The organism is Metabacillus litoralis (assembly GCF_007994985.1).
GTDB lineage: Bacteria > Bacillota > Bacilli > Bacillales > Bacillaceae > Metabacillus > Metabacillus litoralis.
Map to the genome: position 1 here is coordinate 283,632 of NZ_VOQF01000003.1, position 21,558 is coordinate 305,189.

The 21,558-nt window shown below is 34.3% G+C and carries 20 protein-coding genes; 2 read left to right on the top strand and 18 right to left on the bottom strand.

What is annotated here, in order from left to right:
* Window positions 1-2: 2 nt before the first annotated feature.
* From rsmB to FS935_RS06440, 10 genes are all read right to left on the bottom strand, one after another.
* Window positions 3-1,355: a 16S rRNA (cytosine(967)-C(5))-methyltransferase RsmB gene (gene rsmB / locus FS935_RS06395; protein ID WP_146946750.1), complete on the bottom strand. Its 1,353-nt coding sequence runs from the start codon at window positions 1,353-1,355 to the stop codon at window positions 3-5.
* Window positions 1,345-2,283: a methionyl-tRNA formyltransferase gene (gene fmt, locus FS935_RS06400; protein ID WP_146946751.1), complete on the bottom strand. Its 939-nt coding sequence runs from the start codon at window positions 2,281-2,283 to the stop codon at window positions 1,345-1,347. Before fmt ends, rsmB begins: the two co-directional genes overlap by 11 nt.
* 5 nt (window positions 2,284-2,288) lie before the next feature.
* Entirely contained in the window at window positions 2,289-2,771 is a 483-nt protein-coding gene (def, locus tag FS935_RS06405) for a peptide deformylase (protein ID WP_146946752.1), read from the bottom strand.
* Between the two features lie 66 nt (window positions 2,772-2,837).
* Window positions 2,838-5,255, bottom strand: a complete 2,418-nt coding sequence (priA, locus tag FS935_RS06410; protein ID WP_146946753.1) for a primosomal protein N' — start codon at window positions 5,253-5,255, stop codon at window positions 2,838-2,840.
* Window positions 5,252-6,466, bottom strand: coding sequence for a bifunctional phosphopantothenoylcysteine decarboxylase/phosphopantothenate--cysteine ligase CoaBC (gene coaBC / locus FS935_RS06415; RefSeq protein WP_146946754.1), 1,215 nt, complete (start codon window positions 6,464-6,466; stop codon window positions 5,252-5,254). Before coaBC ends, priA begins: the two co-directional genes overlap by 4 nt.
* 278 nt (window positions 6,467-6,744) lie before the next feature.
* Window positions 6,745-6,945: a DNA-directed RNA polymerase subunit omega gene (rpoZ, locus tag FS935_RS06420; protein WP_146946755.1), complete on the bottom strand. Its 201-nt coding sequence runs from the start codon at window positions 6,943-6,945 to the stop codon at window positions 6,745-6,747.
* A 2-nt stretch (window positions 6,946-6,947) separates the two neighbouring features.
* Window positions 6,948-7,562, bottom strand: coding sequence for a guanylate kinase (gene gmk, locus FS935_RS06425; RefSeq protein ID WP_146947086.1), 615 nt, complete (start codon window positions 7,560-7,562; stop codon window positions 6,948-6,950).
* Window positions 7,563-7,576: 14 nt separating this feature from the next.
* Window positions 7,577-7,840, bottom strand: coding sequence for an extracellular matrix/biofilm regulator RemA (gene remA, locus FS935_RS06430; protein ID WP_146946756.1), 264 nt, complete (start codon window positions 7,838-7,840; stop codon window positions 7,577-7,579).
* Between the two features lie 74 nt (window positions 7,841-7,914).
* Complete coding sequence (locus FS935_RS06435; RefSeq protein ID WP_240050833.1) at window positions 7,915-8,778, bottom strand: YicC/YloC family endoribonuclease; 864 nt, start codon at window positions 8,776-8,778, stop codon at window positions 7,915-7,917.
* Window positions 8,779-9,080: 302 nt separating this feature from the next.
* Entirely contained in the window at window positions 9,081-11,759 is a 2,679-nt protein-coding gene (locus FS935_RS06440) for a calcium-translocating P-type ATPase, SERCA-type (protein ID WP_146946758.1), read from the bottom strand.
* A 280-nt stretch (window positions 11,760-12,039) separates the two neighbouring features.
* Between FS935_RS06440 and FS935_RS06445 the strand changes: the two genes are divergently transcribed.
* The gene (locus FS935_RS06445; protein ID WP_146946759.1) at window positions 12,040-13,755 is read left to right on the top strand and encodes an Rqc2 family fibronectin-binding protein; all 1,716 of its coding nucleotides are present in this window, start codon (window positions 12,040-12,042) and stop codon (window positions 13,753-13,755) included.
* 87 nt (window positions 13,756-13,842) lie between these two features.
* Here the strand turns inward: FS935_RS06445 and FS935_RS06450 are convergent, their stop codons facing one another.
* Window positions 13,843-14,367 (bottom strand): GNAT family N-acetyltransferase, encoded by a 525-nt coding sequence (locus FS935_RS06450; RefSeq protein WP_146946760.1) that lies wholly within the window; start codon window positions 14,365-14,367, stop codon window positions 13,843-13,845.
* A 358-nt stretch (window positions 14,368-14,725) separates the two neighbouring features.
* Between FS935_RS06450 and FS935_RS06455 the strand changes: the two genes are divergently transcribed.
* Window positions 14,726-15,640 (top strand): DMT family transporter, encoded by a 915-nt coding sequence (locus FS935_RS06455; protein ID WP_146946761.1) that lies wholly within the window; start codon window positions 14,726-14,728, stop codon window positions 15,638-15,640.
* A 57-nt stretch (window positions 15,641-15,697) separates the two neighbouring features.
* Here FS935_RS06455 and FS935_RS06460 read toward each other — a convergent pair whose 3' ends face one another.
* The 7 genes from FS935_RS06460 to FS935_RS06490 form a co-directional block, all read right to left on the bottom strand.
* The gene (locus FS935_RS06460; RefSeq protein WP_240050834.1) at window positions 15,698-16,222 is read right to left on the bottom strand and encodes an NAD(P)-dependent oxidoreductase; all 525 of its coding nucleotides are present in this window, start codon (window positions 16,220-16,222) and stop codon (window positions 15,698-15,700) included.
* Window positions 16,185-16,973 (bottom strand): sirohydrochlorin chelatase, encoded by a 789-nt coding sequence (locus FS935_RS06465; protein ID WP_146946762.1) that lies wholly within the window; start codon window positions 16,971-16,973, stop codon window positions 16,185-16,187. Before FS935_RS06465 ends, FS935_RS06460 begins: the two co-directional genes overlap by 38 nt.
* Window positions 16,970-17,749 carry a uroporphyrinogen-III C-methyltransferase gene (gene cobA / locus FS935_RS06470; protein WP_146946763.1) on the bottom strand — a complete coding sequence of 260 codons (780 nt, stop codon included), beginning with the start codon at window positions 17,747-17,749 and terminating at the stop codon, window positions 16,970-16,972. The genes FS935_RS06465 and cobA overlap by 4 nt, the downstream gene beginning before the upstream one ends.
* A 147-nt stretch (window positions 17,750-17,896) precedes the next feature.
* Window positions 17,897-18,499, bottom strand: coding sequence for an adenylyl-sulfate kinase (cysC, locus tag FS935_RS06475; RefSeq protein ID WP_146946764.1), 603 nt, complete (start codon window positions 18,497-18,499; stop codon window positions 17,897-17,899).
* Window positions 18,500-18,517: 18 nt separating this feature from the next.
* Window positions 18,518-19,657, bottom strand: a complete 1,140-nt coding sequence (gene sat, locus FS935_RS06480) for a sulfate adenylyltransferase (protein WP_146946765.1) — start codon at window positions 19,655-19,657, stop codon at window positions 18,518-18,520.
* Between the two features lie 71 nt (window positions 19,658-19,728).
* Window positions 19,729-20,796: a sulfate permease gene (cysP, locus tag FS935_RS06485; protein WP_146946766.1), complete on the bottom strand. Its 1,068-nt coding sequence runs from the start codon at window positions 20,794-20,796 to the stop codon at window positions 19,729-19,731.
* 14 nt (window positions 20,797-20,810) lie between these two features.
* Window positions 20,811-21,512: a phosphoadenylyl-sulfate reductase gene (locus FS935_RS06490; protein ID WP_146946767.1), complete on the bottom strand. Its 702-nt coding sequence runs from the start codon at window positions 21,510-21,512 to the stop codon at window positions 20,811-20,813.
* Between the last annotated feature and the right edge of the window lie 46 nt (window positions 21,513-21,558).

The window sequence follows — 21,558 nt, forward strand, 5'->3', positions numbered from 1 at the left end:
TTTTAACCCTTCTTTCGTAAACATACTATATAAAATCCATCTGTTCCAAAATAATGAGGCAATAGCTGGATCTCTCCGTCTTGATAATACGGCTGTAGCTTTTCTGGTAATAAATCCTTTACGGCTATATCACGTTCAAATTCTGGATGAGTATCTAAAAATGCTTGTACAACATCATGATTTTCTTCATGATCAATTGTGCATGTACTATAAACTAACACACCATCTCTTTTTAATAAAGGGGCAACAGCATGTAAAATGTTTTTTTGAAGCTCAGCAAGCTTTAAAATATCATCTTCAGTTTTAGTGTATTTAATATCAGGCTTTCTTTTGATAACGCCAAAACCAGAGCAAGGTGCGTCAACTAAAATTCGATCAAAGCTTTCTTTTTCAAATTTTTCTCCAGCTAACCTACTGTCTAATGCCTCAGCTTTTATATTTCGAAGATTTAAACGCTCTGCCTGTTGTTGAATTAGTTTCACTTTATGCTCATGTAGATCTAGTGAATGAACAGTACCAGTTCCACCCATTCGTTCTGCTATATGAGTAGATTTACCTCCTGGTGCCGCACATGCATCTAATACAAGATCATTTTCCATTGGATTTAACGCCCGTGCTACTAACATGGAGCTTTCATCTTGAATGGTTAAGAGTCCATCAGAAAAAGCCTTAGTTAATGCAAGATTTCCCTTTAAACCTTTAATAGCATCCTCTGATAAATCTCCTTTTTCAACCGCAATCCCATTTTCAGACAAGATTTGTACAAGCTCTTTCACAGAATTTTTCATTTTATTAACTCGAGCTGTTTGAGTAGGAGCCTTTAAATTTTCTTCACACATTCGTTCAGTTTCTTGGAAGCCAAACTGCTTTACCCACTTTTCTACTAACCATTTTGGATGACTAGTTTGTATTGATAATCTTTCAATAGGGTCTTCGATGTTATTAATATCTGGAATACCTTCACGTTGGACCGTTCTTAGTACTCCATTAACAAAAGACGAAATCCCTTTATGTCCCCGCTTTTTTGCAACTTCTACAGCTTCGAAGAAAATAGCCCTCTCAGGAACTCGATCAAGATACACCATCTGATATATTGATATACGAAGGAGTATTTGCACCCATGCTTCAATTTTCTTCGCCTTTTTTAAAAATCCAGCTAAAAAATAATCTAACGTTTTTTGTCTTTGTAAAGTTCCATAAACAATCTCAGTTAAAAGGGCAATATCCTTGTCCTTAACTTGGTGCTTTTTTATCATTGTGTTCAAAAGTAAATTGCTATACGCTTGATTTTTCTCGATTTGAAGCAATGTTTCAACTGCAACATCTCGCACATTCATTTGCTTTTTATTCGTCATTTTGTAATTTATCTCCAACTGAAATATTGGTCCCTCTTAAAAAGTCTTCTCCACTCATCTTCTTTTTTCCTGATGGCTGCAGCTCAGTGATTTTAATCGCTGTTCCATTGCCCGTTGCTACAACAAACCCATCTGTATCAATACCAATTACAGTACCTGGTTTTGCATCATTTTTATTTGGCATCTTTTCACTCCACCATAGCTTAAGCACCTGGTTGTTTAACATTGTAAAAGCGACAGGCCAAGGATTCAGTCCTCTAATTTGATTGTATATTTCTTCTCCTGTTTTACTCCAATCGACCTTTTCTTGTTCTCTCTTAATGTTTGAAGCAAATGTTGCTTGTGAATCGACTTGCTTTATAGGTGTAATCTTTCCCTCCAATAAATTAGGGATTGTTTCTAGTAGTAATGTTACACCTGCTTGACTTAATTTATCATGTAAAGACCCAACTGTATCACGTTCTTCAATTTCAACCTCTACCTGTGTCAGAATATCACCTGCATCAAGCTTTTCTGCCATATACATGATTGTTATTCCTGTTTTTTTCTTACCTTGAAGGATTGAATAATGTATTGGTGCGCCTCCTCTTAATTCAGGTAGAAGAGAAGCATGAACATTTATACAACCGTACTTTGGAGCTTCCAATAGTTCTTTTGGTAGTATTTGACCAAATGCTGCTGTAACAATTAGGTCTGGCTTTAATGCTAGAACATCAGCAACTTCATTTCGTATTTTTTCTGGCTGTAGAACAGGTAATTGATGTTTCTCAGCTTCTACTTTTACAGGAGGTGGTGTTAATGCCTTTTTTCGACCTTTAGGACGATCTGGCTGTGTAACAACACCAACTATATTATATCCTTCATTAACTAGACTTTTCAAAACCGGTACAGAAAAATCTGGTGTTCCCATAAAAACGATTCTTGTCATAATAGTCATCCTTCCGTGCTTTCTAAATCTTCTGCATCCAAATATTTTTCAACTTTTGATGTAAATAACACACCTTCCAGATGATCTATTTCATGTTGAATTGCTCTTGCAAGAAATCCCTCTGCCTCAAGTGTTCTGACTTTTCCTCTTCTGTTATATGTTCTAACTTTAACATAATTAGCCCGACTTACTTCACCATATAGTCCTGGAAAGCTTAAACAGCCTTCTGGTCCAGTCTGCACACCTTGTTTATCGAGAATAACAGGATTTATCAACTCTATTGTGCCGTTTTGATCATCAATGTCAACAATTGCTATTTTTTCTGATATACCAATTTGAGGTGCCGCTAACCCTACACCATCATTCTCAATCATTGTGTCATACATATCTGCTAATAATTTCGAGAGTTTCCGATCAAAGGTTGTAACCTCTTTACAAGGTTGTTCTAAAACATCTGCTGGAAACATAACTATTTCTCTAACTGGCAATTCTGCTCCTCCAAACTATCTTTTATCTTAACAAGTGTTTATTCTTCACTTTTAAAAAATTCATTATCACATCATCGTGCTAGGGTTCAAATCCACTGTAATCAATAAATCATTCGAAGTTATGTCTTGCTGAAAGTGTTCGATGATTTTCCTTAGTGTCTCATTCAAGTTTTTTTCTCGTTTGTATTTTACCATGCATTGGTAACGATATCTATCCTTGATCCTTGGTATTGGTGATGCAACAGGCCCGAGAATTTTGGTTTCATTTGAAACATTTCTTCTTAAAAATTGTGAGACTTTTTCAGTTACTGACACGACCTTTGTTATTTCTGGATGTGAAACAGTTACTAGAGCAATATAATAATACGGTGGATACGCGTGATTTTTTCTTAATAGCATTTCTTGTTCATAAAATAGATCATATTCATATTGGCTAGCCAACTGAATGCTGTAATGCTCTGGGGCATATGTTTGAATAATCACTTCACCAGGAAGTTCATGTCTCCCTGCTCTTCCACTTACTTGTGTTAATAATTGAAAGGTTTTCTCTGAAGCACGAAAATCCGGTAAATTGAGCATTGTATCTGCAGCTAGGACACCAACTAATGTAACATCAGGAAAGTCAAGGCCTTTTGCAATCATTTGAGTCCCTAATAAAATATCAGCTTCTTTATTTCCGAATTTTGTAAGTAGTTTTTCATGTGCACCTTTCTTTCCTGTTGTATCAACATCCATCCGAATTATTCGGGATTCCGGCAGTACCTTTACCAACTCTTCCTCTACTTTTTGTGTACCTGTACCAAAAAAACGTATATGTTCACTTTGACATTCTGGACATACCTTTGGCATATGTTCCTCATGACCGCAATAATGACACTTTAGCTTTTGTCCATGTCTATGATAAGTTAAAGAAATATCACAATGTTGACATTGTATTACAAATCCACAATCACGACACATAACAAAGGAAGAATAGCCTCTTTTATTAAGAAATAGAACTGATTGTTCTCCTTTACTTAACCGATCTTGGAGCTTTTCAATTAATGAAGTTGAAAACATCGTACGATTTCCATTTCTTAACTCTTCTCTCATATCAATAATATCCACACCTGGCATTGAGCGCCTATTTACTCGTTCCTTTAAGGTTAATAGTTTATAAACACCTTTTTGAGAGCGAGCAAACGTTTCTAACGTGGGTGTTGCACTTCCTAATACAACAGGACATTTATGAAGCTGTGCCCGATAAATTGCAACGTCTCTAGCATGATAACGAGGGTTTTCTTCTTGCTTGTAACTTGATTCATGTTCCTCATCAATTATTATCATTCCCAGGTTATCAAAAGGAGCAAATATTGCTGACCTGGCACCTACAACAAGTTTAACTTCTTTGCGTTGAATCTTTCTCCATTCATCATATTTCTCACCTATTGAAAGGCCACTATGTAATACTGCGACTTGTGAGCCAAACCTACCTTTAAATCGATGAACCATCTGAGGTGTTAGAGAAATTTCTGGTACGAGCACAATTGCTTCTTTTCCATTCTTTAATACTTCCTCAATTGACTGAAGATACACCTCTGTCTTACCACTACCTGTTACACCGTACATAAGAAAAACTTCATGATGAGAATGTTTAACAGAAGACAAGATCGGAGCGATCGCGTTTTGTTGTTCTTGATTTAATTGAAGAGAAGATGTTTGCTTAAAGTTTCTATCTTGATAGGGATCTCTATAGATTTCTTTACTTTCTTCAATTAGAACCCCCTTGGAAATGAGAGACTTAACTGAAGTATCAGAAGTTTTTGCTTCCACCAATAGTTCTTGTAATTGGATCTGACTCTTAGAATTTAATTTAAAGTAATTCAGAATGTCCATTTGCTTTTTTGCATTTGAAGGTAACTCGTTAATTAATTGTTCTAGCTGACTTACTGGTACATTTAATTTTATTACCTTAACCATTTTTTTGTTCGTTTTTTGTTTCACTTTGTAGATAAGTTCTAAATGACCAAGTTTAATTTGTTTTTGTATGAAAGCAAGTGAAATCGTTTTTTCAATATCTTTTAAATTTACTTGATCTGTTTTTTGAAAATATGGAAGAAGCATTTCAGGTAAGCTTACTAATTCTTGATCTCTAGCTAGTCTGATTACTTTTTCATATTTTGCTTTCATTGCAGCAGGCAGCATAACTTGAAAAGCAGAAATTTTAAAGCATAATGTTTTTTCTGTTAACCAGTGTCCTACTTGTAACAGCTCTGGAGTTAAACAGGGTGTTAAATCCAATAATTCAGTTATAGACTTTAACCGATTAAAATCAGAATGGTTTTTTGTTTCAATAACAAACCCTTGAACCTTTCTTGGGCCAAATGGAACGATCACCCTCATACCTGGTGTAATAAGTTCTTGCCATTCATCAGGAATTTTATAATCAAAGGCACGATCTGTTTGCATAGCTGGCACATCGACAATTATACTCGCAAACTTCATGGTCTTTCTTCCTTCATCATGGTTTCAATTTTTTCTAGTAATTTTATTGCAACATCTCTTTTGGACATAAGTGGAAGCTCCACCTTATTTAAATTACGATCAAACATTGTGACAATATTTGTATCTGTCCCAAAACCCGCACCTTCTGTTGTTACATTATTAGCCACAATCAAGTCTAGGTTCTTTCTCGTTAATTTAGATTTTGCATATTCCTCTAATGAATTCGTTTCTGCCGCAAATCCTACTAATAGCTGTTTATTTTTACGTTCACCTAGTTCTTTTAAAATATCTGTTGTTTTTTCCATTTCTATTGTTAAATGATCTTTTTGCTTTTTTAGTTTTTTATCATATGTTACAACAGGACGATAATCAGCTACAGCAGCCGATTTTATTACTACATTTGTTTCCTCATAATATTCAAGCACTTTCTCTAGCATATCCTGAGCAGATTCAACCATAATGGTTTTCACACGGTCTGGTGGATTGAGGTCCGTCTTTCCTGAAATCAATATTACATTCGCGCCTAATTTAGCTGCCTGTTCTGCTATTGCATATCCCATTTTTCCAGAAGAATGATTTGTAAAGTAACGAACAGGATCAATTTTTTCCCTAGTAGCTCCTGCAGTAATTAAAAAATTCATTCCTTTAAAGATTTGTTTACCTTCTTTTTTACTTAAGTAGTCCTTTAAAAGATCAACAATTTTCTCCGGCTCTTCAAGTCTTCCTTTTCCAACATAACCACAAGCTAAAAAACCTTCACTTGGTTCGATAAATTTATATCCATATTCATCTAGAGTTTTTATATTTTTTTTAACAGCAGGATGGTCATACATATGTACATTCATAGCGGGAGCAATCCACACCGGTGCAGTTGAAGCTAAAAGTGTTGTCGTAAGCATATTATCTGCTATACCATTTGCCAGTTTACCTATAATATTTGCTGTAGCGGGTGCAACAAGGACAATATCTGCCCAATCAGCAAGATCTATATGGGAGATAACTTGTGAATTTTTTTCATCAAAGGTATCATAATAAACATCATTACGAGATAAAGCTTGGAAGGTTAGAGGTGTAACAAATTCCATTGCTGACTGACTCATGATGACCTTTACTTCTCCACCAGCTTGGATAAGCTTGCTTGTCAAAGCAGCTGCTTTATACACAGCAATACCACCACTAACACATAATAAAATCTTCTTACCGTTTATCATGATTACCCACCTACCTTTCCAATCTATCTTTCCTAATCATCGATATATGTTAAGCCTTACTTATGACTTAATCTTCTATAAGTAGCCATAAAGGTACTATAATTTAGAAGAATTACAAGCAACCAACCTAGTATACAGTATATTAACAATAAAGCTTAGGAATTTGTACTATAGCAAAGGGCCAGACCTCTCAATCAAAAATAGATAGTGAAGATGTTCCCAAGATCACTTCCATCCAGATTTATTGAGGGGTCAGGCCCTTTTCACTGTTTAATTTTTTACTTTTCTACTCTTTTATAATTTAGTAGTCCTTCATTAATTTCTTCTAGAGCTTTACCAACATATTTAAAAGAAACAGGCTTAGCAATTTGTTGATCACTTTCTTCTTGCATTTCACGTGCTCGTTTAGCTGCAACAGTAACAAGAGTATATTTAGAATCTAATTTATTCATTAAAACATCAATAGAAGGATATAACATTTTTATTCAACCTCCAGAATTTTTTTATAACGAGGTGCAACTCGTTCACGACGACAATGCTCTGCTGTTACAATTGCCTTAATTCGATCACATGCTAATTCAACATTATCATTTTCAACAACATAATCATAGGCATCCATCATAACAATCTCTTCTTTTGCTACTTTCATACGATTGTTAATGAGCTCTTCTGACTCTGTCCCTCTTGTTACAATTCGATTTTTGAGTTCATTTAAGCTAGGAGGACTTAGAAAAATAAATAATCCTTCAGGAAATGCAGTACGAACTTGAAGTGCACCCTGAACTTCTATCTCTAGAAATACATCTTTTCCTTCGCTCAATGTTTTTTCTACATAATCAACTGGCGTACCGTAATAATTACCTACATATTCAGCCCATTCAAGAAGTTTATTTTGAGAAATAAGCTCTTCAAAATCCTCACGTGATTTAAAAAAATAATCAATCCCGTCTACTTCACCTTCACGTGGCTTTCTTGTTGTCATTGAAATTGAATATTCAAATGCTGTGTCTTCCTGAGAAAATAATTCTTTTCTAACAGTCCCTTTTCCTACACCAGAAGGTCCTGATAAAACAATTAACAAGCCTCTTTCTTTTATCAAGTTGCTATTCCCTACCCTTCATCAGACAGATCTTCTTTATTTGATAGCCTTTGAGCAACCGTTTCTGGTTGTACAGCAGATAAAATAATATGATCACTATCCATAATTACTACTGCTCTCGTTCTGCGGCCATATGTAGCATCTATTAACATTCCTCGATCTCTTGCGTCTTGAATAATTCTCTTTATTGGAGCCGATTCAGGACTAACAATTGAAATGATTCGGTTGGCAGATACAATATTTCCAAAACCGATATTGATTAGTTTAATGCTCATACATGTGCTCCCCCTAATTAAGGACAAAACTATTTTTGCCTTATAAGCCCTTTTATAATCAATGAAACGTTTCCCTATTCAATATTCTGAACTTGTTCTTTCAATTTTTCAATAATACTTTTTAATTCAACAACATTTTTTGCAATAAGTCCATCATTTGCTTTAGAACCGATCGTATTTGCCTCTCTATTTAATTCTTGAACAAGAAAATCAAGTTTCCTTCCGACAGGCTCTTGCTCTATGAGGGTTTCTTGAAATTGGTGAATATGACTATGTATTCTCGTTAGTTCTTCGGTTATATCAGCTTTATCAGCAAATAGAGCAACTTCGGTTAAAATACGATTTTCATCTATATTACCTGTTATAAACTCTCCAACTCTTTTTTTGATACGCTCACGATATTGCTCAACAACATCAGGAGCAATTTTTTCCAGATCAAGTGTTATCTCTTGAAGGCTTTTAACTCTCTTCTTTAAATCCTGAACTAGCTGTTGCCCTTCAATAGCTCTCATGTCTGCTAATTGCTTAACTGCTGTTTCAATAAGCTGAACAATCTCTAGTTCATATTCATCACTTGGGAGAGATTCTTCAGTAACCTCAATACCTGCACCAAAAGACAAAATATTTTCTAAGGATATCTGGTCTTCTATTGAATAACGTTTTTTTATTTCTTTTAGCGAATCAATAAATTGATCAACGATCGCCCAATCAACCTTTACTGTTTTATTTGCTAGAAACTCACCTTCAAAATTAATGTAAACCTCAAGTCGACCACGATTGATTGATTGAGAGATGATTTTTTTAATTTTGTCTTCAATTCCCATAAATTGCTTGGGCATTTTAAGATTAATATCTAAAAACCTGTGGTTGACAGACTTCATTTCAACTGTAAAAAAACATGATCCTATTTGTTTACTAGCACGACCAAAACCCGTCATACTGACTACCATTATGTATCACATCACTTTCTTTTTAACTCATTAGATAAGGATTAAAAGCAAGCGTAGTTATGGGACTTACTGATAATAGTTATGAACTTATCTAATCTTTACTTGTTACTGTCAGTTATCCCCATTATACCTTAGAGCATTCATGAGTTTCCTTAGGGGTTGACTACTTGTAAAGAACCGGATAAAAAGAATACGACCTTGAGAAAATAAGGATTTTTTAGACTAAGTATTTAAAAAACAAGTAAAGGGGATGACTTTTTGGGTCATCCCCTTATGAATTATATCATATTCTAGGAAGATTTTCTTGTTAAAAGTGAACCGGCTAATAAAAAAGTTGGAATTGCCGACATACCCAGTATTAATAACCAATCTCTTAGCAGTATCGGAACTGTATGGAATATCGGTTGTAATGGTGGATAATAGATAACAATTAACATTAAAACTATAGAGGAAATCACTGCCCAAATTAAATACATATTTTCAAATGGATTTCTTTCGAAAATAGACTTTTCACTTCGGCAATCAAAAACATGTATTAGCTGAGCCATAACAAGTGTTGCAAAAGCTATTGTTTGTGCATAAGCTAAATCCTCTGGATTGCGATAATAAACAATCATAAATGCAGCTAGCGTTGCTATACCAATTAAAAAACCTCGAGATATAACCTTCCAGCCTAATCCTCTAGCAAACACTCCTTCTTTAGGGTGTCTAGGCTTCCTCTTCATTAAATCTCCTTCTGGTTGATCTAAGCCAAGTGCCATAGCTGGCAAGCCATCTGTTACAAGATTTACCCAAAGTATTTGAATCGGTACTAAAGGTAATGGAAGTGCTAAAAGCATAGCGAACAACATAACTAATATTTCCCCAACATTCGAAGCTAATAAATACCGGATAAACTTTCTAATATTTTCATATATATTTCTTCCTTCTTTAATTGCAGATTTGATTGATGCAAAATTATCATCAACAAGTACAAGTGAAGAAGCTTCTTTAGCAACATCTGTTCCAGTAATCCCCATTGAAATACCAATATCTGCAGCTTTGATCGCTGGTGCATCATTTACACCATCACCAGTCATTGCTACAATATGTCCACGATTTTGCAAAGCTTTTACAATCTTAAGCTTATGCTCTGGAGAAACTCTGGCAAAAACATAAACATCATCAACAACCTCTTCCAGCTCTTCAACAGATAATAATGATAATTCTTTACCTTCCATTACTCTTCCGTTTTTTGGTAAAAGCTGCAATTGTGTAGCAATTGCTTTCGCTGTTATAACATGATCACCTGTAATCATAACTGTTTTAATACCTGCATCTCGGCATTCTTTTACTGCTTGTTTTACTTCAGGTCGTGGTGGATCAATCATTCCTTGTAAGCCAATGAACACTAAACCCTTCTCCGCTTCAAAACTAGAGTTGATTTTATCCGAGGCTTTTAAAGGTTTAAAAGCTATTGCTATTGTACGTAATGCTTGAGATGCTAGAGATTCTATTGCAGCTTTTACCTTATTACTATAATCACTTGTCATACCTTCCTGTCTTTCACTCCATAAGATATTAGTCGAAACACCTAATAATACATCAGGAGCACCTTTAGTCACGACAAAACGATTACCACTTTTGTCTTTTACAATCACACTCATCATTTTTCGTGCAGAGTCAAAAGGGAATTCTTCAATAATTTCAAAACCGTGTAGCAATTTTTCCTTTTTTAAGCCTGCTTTCATTGCTGAAACGATTAATGCACCTTCAGTTGGATCTCCATCTAAATGATATTGCCCTTCTCTTTCAACAATCTCTGCACTGTTACACAAAGAGCCGAAGGTTAGAATTTGCTGAAGTGTTTTTGTTTTTGCTACATCAACTTGTTGTTCATTAAATAAGAACTCACCATGTGGATGATAGCCTGTTCCAGTAACATTCCATAATTTATCACCAGACCATACATGTGTAACAGTCATTTTATTTTGTGTCATTGTGCCTGTTTTATCTGAACAAATAACTGAAGCACAACCTAGTGTCTCCACAGCAGGTAATTTACGAACAATAGATTTTTGCTTAATCATTCGCTGTACACCAAGTGATAACGCAACAGTAACAATTGCAGGAAGTCCTTCTGGAATGGCCGCTACCGCTAATGAAACACCAGCTAAAAACATATTATAAAGATCATGTCCTTGAAGCACACCAATACCAACTACAAGCACTGTTAATAATAAAGCAACAACTATTAATATTTTTCCAAGTTGCTCTAAACGTCTTTGAAGAGGTGTTTCCATCGTTTCAGCATTTTGAAGAAGATCTGCAATTTGTCCCATTGCAGTATTCATCCCAGTACCAATTACAACTCCAACACCAGAGCCTCTCGTTACTAACGTTCCCATAAAAACCATATTCGTTAAATCTCCTAGGCCGACATCATCTCCTGCAATCGGTTGAGTAGATTTTTGAACTGGAAGAGATTCACCTGTAAGTGCTGATTCCTCTACCTCCAAGCTTTTATTTTCTATTAACCTCATATCAGCCCCAATGCGATCTCCACTTGTAAACTTCACTACATCACCTGGTACCAACTCTTTCGAAAGAATCTTTACCCATTCCCCGTCCCTTAATGCCATTACTTGAGGTGCAGACAGTTCCTTTAGTGCTTCTAGTGATCTTTCTGCACGCCTTTCTTGAAAAAAGCCTAAAACCCCATTAACAATAACAATAGCAATAATAGCTATAGCATCTATATACTCACCTAAAAGGCCTGAAATAAGAGTTGCTGCTAATAAAACAAGCACCATAAAATCCTTGAATTGACTTAAAAATATAATAATAGCTGAAGGACGATCAGCTTCTTTAAGTTCATTTAGTCCAAATTTCTGCTCCCGTTTTTTAACCTCCTTTTCCGTTAGCCCTGATTTTACATCTGTATTAATTGAATTCATCACTTCTTCTGATCTCATCTCATGCCATTTCATGAATCACCTACACACCCCTTAAACACAAAAAATTTTAGATGTTAGCTATCCTTATTACATGGACTACCCTCTCCTATAAGACAACTTATTCAGCCTCGTCCAAAAACATGCTATAATCAAGAAGAAAACTTGTATTAGTTTTATAAGTAGAAAAAAGGAGCTTTTCTAAAACAATATCTACTATAAATAGGTCAGATTAAATCTTAATAATACTCAATAAAACAAGAAATAACTTATTATTCTTACATACAACGTAGATGTTAAAAAAGGAGTTTTACCCATGTCATTTGACGGTTTATTCACATATACAATTACACATGAATTAAAAGAAGCTTTAAATAACGGGAAAATCACAAAAATTCATCAGCCCTATAAATACGATCTTATTTTTCAAATAAGATCAGGAGGTAGAAATCACAAGCTTTTTATTTCAGCTCACCCAAGTTATGCTCGGATACATATAACAAACGAGAATTATGAAAACCCAAGTGAACCTCCTATGTTTTGTATGCTTTTAAGAAAGCATTTAGAGGGTGGCGTTATCGAGAATATCGAACAATTAGAAATGGAAAGAATTTTTATTATTGATGTTAAAAGCAGGAATGAGCTTGGAGATACCACAACAAAAAGGTTAATCGTAGAAATTATGGGCAGACACAGCAACATCATTTTGCTCGATAAAGAGAAGAACACCATTTTAGATAGTATTAAACATCTGTCACCAGCAGTTAACCGTCACAGAACCGTATTACCTGGTCAGCCATACATACTTCCACCTAGTCAAGGTAAAACAAATCCATTTGATGCTGATGAAGAAACAGTACTCAAGAAATTGGATTTTAATGCAGGGAAAATTGACCAGCAGCTAGTCGAAAATTTCGCAGGAATTTCGCCTTTATTTTCTAGAGAAGTAACACACAGAGCTGGACTAATCAATCGTACGACAGTTCCTAAGACATTTTTAGCTATGATAAAGGAATTAAAAATGGTGCAAGTTACTCCACAAATTTTTTATAAACAAAATAAAGAAATCTTTTATATGCTAAACCTAACTCATCTTAGTGACTATGAGCAAAAAAGCTTCTCTTCTATTTCCGAGTTACTAGATCGTTATTATTACGGCAAATCTGAGAGAGATCGCGTTAAACAACAAGGAAATGATTTAGAACGTTTTATCATTAATGAAAAGAAGAAAAATGAGAAAAAAGTAAAGAAATTAGCCGCAACTTTAGATCAAGCTGCAAAAGCTACTGAGTTTCAGCTATACGGGGAATTATTAACTGCTAATTTATATGCAATTAAAAAAGGTGATAAAACCGCTGAGGTGATTAATTATTATGATGAGAATAATGAAACAATCATCATTCCATTAGATATTCAAAAATCACCTTCTGACAATGCTCAAAAATACTTTTCAAAATATCAAAAAGCGAAAAACTCAGTTGAAGTTGTTCAGCAGCAGATCGAACTGGCTCAACATGAAATCGATTATTTTGAAGGTTTAACACAACAGATTGGATCTGCTTCACCAAGAGATATAGAAGAAATTCGTGAGGAGTTAATAGAAGGAGGCTATTTAAAACAAAGGAAATCTAAAACAACCAAAAAGAAAAAACTGCAAAAGCCAAGTCTGGAATATTATTTATCAAGTGATGGTACTGAAATCATAGTCGGTAAAAACAATAAACAAAATGAATTTCTTACAAATAAATTAGCTGCACGTGATGATGTTTGGTTTCACACAAAAGATATCCCAGGATCACATGTTGTCATCCGAAGCACAAATCCTTCGGAAAAAACACTATTAGAAGCTGCAAATATTGCCGCCTATTTTAGTAAAGCTAAAAACTCAAGTTCTGTTCCGGTTGATTACACTGCAATTAGATATGTAAAAAAACCAAATGGTTCAAAACCTGGGTATGTTATCTATGATAATCAACAAACAGTTTATGTTACACCAGATGAAGATTTAGTATTTCGTTTACGGAAGAATTAGTAAAAAGGTACAATCTATGAAACTGGTCTTATAAGGTTAGAAAATTCTGGAGAGAATAACACTTTTCTTGTTATCCTCTCTTATTTTCTATTCCTCAATCCAAAATCTTTTGATCACATTTCCATTATCTTCAACAAAATCTGACTCTTCTATTCCCCCATTATTTTTAATTGTTTTATATGATCCTATATTCCATTCATCACAAACAACCAATACCTTTTTAATTCCTAATTTCTTTGTTTTTTCTAAAGCTAAATGTAAGAGTTTAGTAGCATATCCCTTTTTTCTTTCTGATGGACGAATACCATACCCTATGTGACCTCCTCTGGTTAAAAGAAAGTCTGTTAACTCATGCCGTATATTTACTACACCCAAAATTCGGCTTTCTTCGTTTATAAGCCAATAGGTTGAGTCAGGAACCCAGCCTGTTGGTAGATTAATGCCTTTTTCGTTATTAGCTAGAAACTGAATCATATTATCAAAGTTTGTTGGATCTTTTTCAATAACCCAAGGAATCATCTCTTCCTTACTTTGAACCCATTCATCATAAAAAGAAAGGTACTCTTCTTTTAAATCCGTTGTTGGTTTTATAAGTGTTAATGAACTACTCATTCTCATTTGCCTCCTTATAAAAAGATAAATTTCTCATATTTTATCATGTTTTCCTTTTTTAAGGCTCTTTTTTGAATGATCGTACCTAATTGTCCTATTTAGTAAAAACATTGTTGTTATAGCAATATAGGTGCAAATTTATGAAGAAAAGATGCCACCTTGCTTTATTATACAATGTTGTTTACTTGAAGTTATTAAAAGCAACAAAGTTTACGAAACAAGCCTTTCTTCAACAGGATTTTATAAAGGAAAGCAGGATTTTTTATAAAATCCAATAAAAACAATAATGATTTCCATTTCTAAATTCTTACTTTTTTGTTAAGATTAATTTTACATGTTTTGAATGGAAGTGGTCATTATGCAGAAAAACATAGCCTATTTGTACATTTTGTTAGGTGCAACTTTATGGGGTATGATTGGTATCTTTGTTACCTTTTTATACAAAGCAGGATTTACCCCGACTCAAGTTGTCGCAATCCGAGCTTTATCTGCTTGTTTTTTTCTTTTATTTTTTGTTTTGATTAAAAATAGAGAGATGTTAAAAATTAAGGTAGCTGATAGCAAATATTTTATTGGAACTGGAATTGTCAGTATTGTTTTCTTTAATTGGTGTTTATTTAACAGTATAGAGGAAACATCAATTTCGATAGCAAGTATATTGTTATACACAGCTCCTGCATTTGTAACCATTCTTTCTAGAATTGTATTTAAAGAATTACTCACATTCCGTAAAGTGTTAGCATTACTATTAACCTTTTTAGGATGTATGCTAGTAATTGGTCTTTATCCTAGTTCAAGTCAAGCTATTTCCGTTTATGGATTAATTTTAGGAATTGGTTCAGGTCTTTTTTATGCCATGTATAGTATTTTTGGAAAACTCGCTCTTAAAAAATATAAATCTTTAACTGTAACTGTTTACACTTTTATTTTTGCTTCTGTGGGAATCCTACCATTTAGTCAATTATGGAATGTTTTGGATTTGTTTCAACATGTAAATGTGTGGTTTTATATAATTGGATTAGGTTTTTTATCAACTGTGCTAGCGTATACCTTTTACACGAGGGGTCTTGAAACAGTAGAATCAAGTCGTGCCTCAATACTTGCAACAGTTGAACCGGTTGTTGCTTCATTAATGGGGTTTTTATTTTTTCAGGAAAAGTTAAGTGGATGGCAGTACATAGGAATAATATTAGTGATTATTGCGGTTATTGTTGTACAGGAAAGACGTAGCGGAGACACATTAAGGCCCTCCCTCACGAAGCAAGCTTTGTAGAATTTAATAATACTCCAAAACATTAATAACGAAGAAGAGAAAATGACTATTATACATTCATTTTCCCTTCTTTTTTTTATTTTCTTGTCTTTTTTCATACATAATATCTAACTCTTTTATAAAAGATTCATCAAATTGATGTGAAATCTGCTCACAAATTTGTTTAGCTAACTTGGGACTAGCTCCATTTGTTGAAACAGATAGGGTTAATCTGCCTTTTTGAATCGATTTAGGAACAATAACATTTCCCTGCTCTGCATTACTTGCCACATTAATAAGTTGATTTGGTGTTACTTGTTTAGCAACCCATTCATTTATTTGATGATCATTTGTTGCTGCAATAATTATAAAAGCCTCTCTAAGATCAGACACTTCAATTTTCTTTTTCTTCCAAATAAGTTGACAGCTTTGTGCAAGGTTTTTAATTTCATCTACAACTGCAGGACTAACAACTGTAACATGTGCATCTTCCTCTAAGAAAAGCTGAAGGCGACGAAGTGCAACGCTTCCTCCGCCTACTATGAGAACATTTTTATTTTGTACATTAATGTGAAGAGGCAGCATAGTTAATTCCTTTATCAAATGTATAAGAACCATCGTTATTAACTATTGCTTCATTCACTCTTTCAACAAAAATATCCAATAAAATCGGATGTGGTCCAAGGTAAGAGCAAACTTCAACTTTACGACTACCCCAATCATATTTCGCAATCGTTTCATCTACTTCTTTCTTTAGTAACCCAGTAAAAATTAGGTATGGAATGACAAATATCGATTGTTCATTAGATTGATAATATTCTTCAATACTTTGTGAAAATTTTGGTTCAGCTGCTGTTAAGAAGCATGTATGAACTTTCTTAAGATTTGTTTTAGCATGTAATCTAGAAGAAATCTCATTTAAATCATTCACTACATCCATATCACTGCTACCTCTTCCAACTAAAATAGCAACAGATTCATCACTGATAGGTGATAGTTCATTCATTTTCTCAACAAGCATTTTAGTTAATCGATCATCAACACCGATTGGTTTACCATACGTTACCTCAATGTTCGGAAAATGAGCTGTAGCATGAACAACTTCTTCTGGTATATCACTTTTAGCATGTGCTGCCGTTAGAAGTAATAACGGAATAACTGCAATATGTGTTGCACCTTGCTCTACACAAGATCTGAACCCTTCATCAATAGACGGCTCTGCTAATTCCAAAAAACACACCTCTTGTATAGGAGCATCAACTTTAGGTTTAACTAATTCAATAAATTCAACTGCTTCATCACGCGCCTTCGGAACACGACTTCCATGGCATACATATAAAACGGCTTGCTTCATAATACTAGAGCCTCACTTTGGGATTTATTTGAAATCATTTCTTCAAACCAATTAAGTTTCTCTCTTAAAGAAACAACTTCACCAACTATAATCATACTTGGATTTGAAATTCCCTCTTGTTTTACACGGTCATTTATATTCTCAAGTGTACCAATGACCGTTTTTTGCACATCTGTTGTCCCCCAGTTTATTACAGCAACTGGTGTCTGTAGGGATTTACCATATTTAATAAGCTGACTTTGAATATATGGTAAATTACTTATTCCCATGTAAATAGCTAATGTATCAATACCTTTTGCAAGTGATTCCCACTTAACTTGCTCGTGAATTCCTTCTCTTCGATGACCTGTAACAAAAGCAACACTAGCACTTAAATCTCTATGTGTAACAGGAATACCTGCATATGCTGCTGCTGCAACTCCTGATGAAATACCTGGAACAATTTCATAGGGGATGCTATTCAAGCTTAAGGCTTCAGCTTCTTCTCCCCCCCGACCAAAAATAAACGGGTCTCCACCTTTAAGCCTAGTAACAACTTTACCACTTTTTGCGTATTTTACTAAAAAATGATTAATTGTTTCTTGCTTCATCGTATGATAGTTTGGTAGCTTTCCACAATAAACTAGTTCACACTCATTCTTCGCATGCTTTAAAACCTCTTTATTTACTAAACGATCATATAAAATAACATCCGCTTTTTGTATGCATTTGAGTGCTTTTATCGTTAATAATTCCGGATCACCAGGGCCTGCTCCTACTAAATATACCTTTGCCATCATTTCTCCCCCTTTCTTTTTACAAAATCACTTTCCTTATCTTACATAATAACTCAATTAATTAGAAAAGTAGCAACCGGTTTACATCACCGATTGCTTATTTTCCAAAATCTATTTATCTTAAATACAAGACTTTATTTGAGAAATTTAATTATTAATTAATCCTTTAGCAACCAGAAAGTCTACGATATATTTAACTGAATCTTCAACACTCTGACTTTCAGTATCTACTATTATAGCAGGATTTTCTGGCTCTTCATATGGAGAATCAATTCCTGTAAAATGTTTGATTTCATTGTTTCGTGCTTTTTTATATAATCCTTTAGGATCTCGGACTTCACATTCATCTAATGAACATTTAACATATACTTCAAAAAACTCATTTTCAGCAAGAATATCTTTCACTTGTTGTCGATCCTCACGGAACGGTGAGATAAATGCCGTTAAAACAATCTGACCACTGTCAACAAATAACTTAGAAACTTCTCCGATTCGACGGATATTTTCTTTACGGTCTTCATCATCAAATCCTAGGTCATTATTTAAGCCATGTCTAATATTATCTCCATCAAGTACATATGTACCGATATTTTCTTCAAAAAGATATCTTGCAAGTGCATTGGCTAATGTTGATTTACCTGAACCTGACAAACCAGTAAACCATAAAACATAGCTTTGATAATTGTTTTTCTTTCTTCTTTCTTCTTTTGTAACAGATGTATTATGCCACACAATATTATTAGTAGTCATAAAATAATTTCGACCTCCTTATGAATTTACTGTTTGTTTCATTCCTTTTATTAGCACTTCGACAACTTCTTTACGACTAAACGTACTCGGTGGTAGCTCACCATTACGAAGCATTGCACGAACCTTAGTACCAGATAAAATAACTCTGTCCTCTTTACCATGTGGACATGTTTTAGAAGATGCCATCGCCTCACATTTTGTGCAATAAAAGCTATGTTCAAAGAATAAAGGTGAAATTCCTAATTCATCTGCAGTAAAGTTATTAAATATCTTTTGTGCATCATATGTTCCATAGTAATCACCAACACCAGCATGATCTCTTCCAACAATAAAGTGGGTACAGCCATAGTTTTTACGCACAAGTGCATGGAAGATAGCTTCTCTTGGCCCAGCATATCTCATAGCTGCCGGAAACACTGCAAGGTGAACTCGATCTTCTGGATAATAATTCTTTAGTAATACTTCATAGCTTTCCATACGAATATCTGCTGGAATATCATCAGACTTCGTTTCCCCAACTAAAGGATTTAAGAACAAACCATCTACAGTTTCTAAAGCAGTTTTTTGAATATATTCATGTGCACGGTGAACTGGGTTACGTGTTTGAAATCCAACAATTGTTTTCCAGTTAAGCTCTGCAAATTTTGCTCTCGATTCCTTTGGATCTAAATAATAATCTGCAAATTTCTTTTCAGGACGAGATACAAGCTTTATTTCTCCACCTACATAAACATCACCACGGTCAAACATTTTTTTAACACCAGGATGTTCTAAATCTTCTGTACGATAAACATTCAATGCTTCTTTTTTCTTATCTGGGGTAAAAATATCAGCTACCTTAACCGTACCATATGTAACACCGTTTGCTACAAGACGGACTTCATCACCAACAGCTAAACTAGAAGCCTTGTCTTCAGAAATAGGTAACGTAATTGGGATACTCCACACTGCACCATTTGATAATTTCATATTTTCAACAACAGATTCATAATCTTCTTTAGTTAAAAAGCCTTCTATAGGACTGTATGCGCCAATTGCAATTAATTCTAGATCACTTAAAGCAATACCATCAAGTTCAATTTCTTTACTAATGTTAGAAACATCTTCACCTAAAGATAATTTTTGAATTAATGTTCCTCCGTGTGGCTGTATGCTCATTTTTAAATCCTCCAGTTCATTTATTGTAAAACTATTTCCAATTCATTAAGATCTGTTTTATAGGAATGATCTTATATTCCTCCACCTTCTTGATGCACTGTACGTCTTTCTTGATTAGTAGCCTTCATTAAGCTAATTGCACCAATTGTAGCAAGCAATAAACTAAGTAAAACAAATATTGTATAAAAATCACTTTCGATTAATAATTTTACTAAGAAATAAGACATCGTCAGTGAAACAAGTGGTGATATTAACCAAACCATTAGCATCTTTTTAACAATCTTTTGTTGAAGAACTGTTTTACCTGATTTAGCAATTCCAATTCCAAGAATAGAAGATGTTGTTATTTGTGTAAGTGGCACCGGAATACCAAAAAGCGAAGCAATAATTACAAGCGTTGCACCAGTTCCTGATATAAGGACACCCTCAATTTTGGAGAAGCTTGTAATCTTCTTACCATTTGTCTCAAGAACTCTACGACCAAGAAACAAAGCCCCCAGTGCCACAAAAGCACCACCTATGAAAGTACCTTTTGAAACGGATATAATTCCAGCACTTACTAAAGGACCCACGGCATTTGCAACATTATTCATTCCAGCTGAAAAGGCTTCAAAAAAACCAGCAAAAATCAACAAATAAGTTATAATCTTACCTTCAAATGAATATTTTTCAGACAACTTGAAATAATGCAATATTTTAATAAATAAAAATGCTATAACAAAAGCAACAATTGGCACTATAACCCAAAACATAACAATCCATAGCAAACTATTAACATATAAAGCTTGAAATGCAATACCAACGCCAACAACAGATCCAACTGTTACTTCACTTGTTGACAGAGGTATACCTAATAGATTTGATAAAAAAAGTGAAAATGTTGCTGAGAATAGGATAATAACAACAATTTTAATTGAGATAAATGATGTTGGGATGATCCCAGAACTTATTGTTTTTACAACCTCTCCACCACCGATTGCTGCACCTAGTATAACTCCTATACCACATAATATTAATGCATTTCTGGGATTTTTAATTGCCCCAGATCCATAAGCAACTCCCATTGAAGCTGCTGCTCCACTTGCCCCTATATTCATGGCAAAAAAGAAGCTAATTACAATCGCTATTATTTCTAACATCTTTTAGTTTCCTCCTATTGATGGAGGCCACATTCTGTTTTCATTTGCCCTGACCATCTTCCAGATCTTAAATCATCTTCATTAAATGCAGGTTTCGTGCAATGAAAACAACCGATACTTGGATATCCTCTGTCATGAAGCGGGTTATAGATTAAGTCATTTTTATGAACATATCTCCATACATCCTTCCATGTCCAGTGAATAAGTGGGCAAACCTTTACCGAATGAAAGCGTTCATCCTTGTTAATAAAATTAACGTGCTTTCTAGTTTCAGATTGTTCACGTCTAAGACCCGAAATCCATGCTGTCGCACCATTTAATGTTTCTTCTAATGGGATAATTTTACGAATGTTACAGCACTTGTTTGGTTCTCTCTCCCAGAGCTTATCACCATGTTGAGCAGCCTGCTCTTCTAATGTAAGCTTTGGTTTTTTTAACTGAATATTTAAGGAAGGATACTTTTCTTTTACTTTATCAATAAGCTCATATGTTTCCTTAAAGTGAACATCAGTGTCTAAAAAAACAATCTTTGCATCAGATTTTATTTTTGAAATCAGATCGATAAGGACAATTCCCTCAATACCGAAGCTACATGCATAAACAACATCATCACCATAATGGTCATACGCCCATTTAATTACATTCAAAGCACCACGATATGTTTCATCAATTTCAAAATCTTCTTTAGGTTCTACCCAATTCTGATAAGTAAGCATTCTCCGCTACACCTCTTTCATTCTATTATTCATTAAAAACCATTTA

Coding starts and splice junctions, on each gene's coding strand:
- FS935_RS06490 (WP_146946767.1), bottom strand. CDS start 21,512: ATGCTTACTTATCAGAATTGGGTAGAACCTAAAGAAGATTTTGAAATT.
- rpoZ (WP_146946755.1), bottom strand. CDS start 6,945: ATGTTATATCCTTCTATTGATGTTTTAATGAATAAATTAGATTCTAAA.
- cobA (WP_146946763.1), bottom strand. CDS start 17,749: ATGGCAAAGGTATATTTAGTAGGAGCAGGCCCTGGTGATCCGGAATTA.
- coaBC (WP_146946754.1), bottom strand. CDS start 6,466: ATGATAAACGGTAAGAAGATTTTATTATGTGTTAGTGGTGGTATTGCT.
- cysC (WP_146946764.1), bottom strand. CDS start 18,499: ATGACTACTAATAATATTGTGTGGCATAATACATCTGTTACAAAAGAA.
- FS935_RS06455 (WP_146946761.1), top strand. CDS start 14,726: ATGCAGAAAAACATAGCCTATTTGTACATTTTGTTAGGTGCAACTTTA.
- fmt (WP_146946751.1), bottom strand. CDS start 2,283: ATGACAAGAATCGTTTTTATGGGAACACCAGATTTTTCTGTACCGGTT.
- FS935_RS06435 (WP_240050833.1), bottom strand. CDS start 8,778: ATGACGGGTTTTGGTCGTGCTAGTAAACAAATAGGATCATGTTTTTTT.
- cysP (WP_146946766.1), bottom strand. CDS start 20,796: ATGTTAGAAATAATAGCGATTGTAATTAGCTTCTTTTTTGCCATGAAT.
- rsmB (WP_146946750.1), bottom strand. CDS start 1,355: ATGACGAATAAAAAGCAAATGAATGTGCGAGATGTTGCAGTTGAAACA.
- sat (WP_146946765.1), bottom strand. CDS start 19,657: ATGAGCATACAGCCACACGGAGGAACATTAATTCAAAAATTATCTTTA.
- priA (WP_146946753.1), bottom strand. CDS start 5,255: ATGAAGTTTGCGAGTATAATTGTCGATGTGCCAGCTATGCAAACAGAT.
- FS935_RS06445 (WP_146946759.1), top strand. CDS start 12,040: ATGTCATTTGACGGTTTATTCACATATACAATTACACATGAATTAAAA.
- FS935_RS06450 (WP_146946760.1), bottom strand. CDS start 14,367: ATGAGTAGTTCATTAACACTTATAAAACCAACAACGGATTTAAAAGAA.
- remA (WP_146946756.1), bottom strand. CDS start 7,840: ATGAGCATTAAACTAATCAATATCGGTTTTGGAAATATTGTATCTGCC.
- FS935_RS06465 (WP_146946762.1), bottom strand. CDS start 16,973: ATGAAGCAAGCCGTTTTATATGTATGCCATGGAAGTCGTGTTCCGAAG.
- FS935_RS06440 (WP_146946758.1), bottom strand. CDS start 11,759: ATGAAATGGCATGAGATGAGATCAGAAGAAGTGATGAATTCAATTAAT.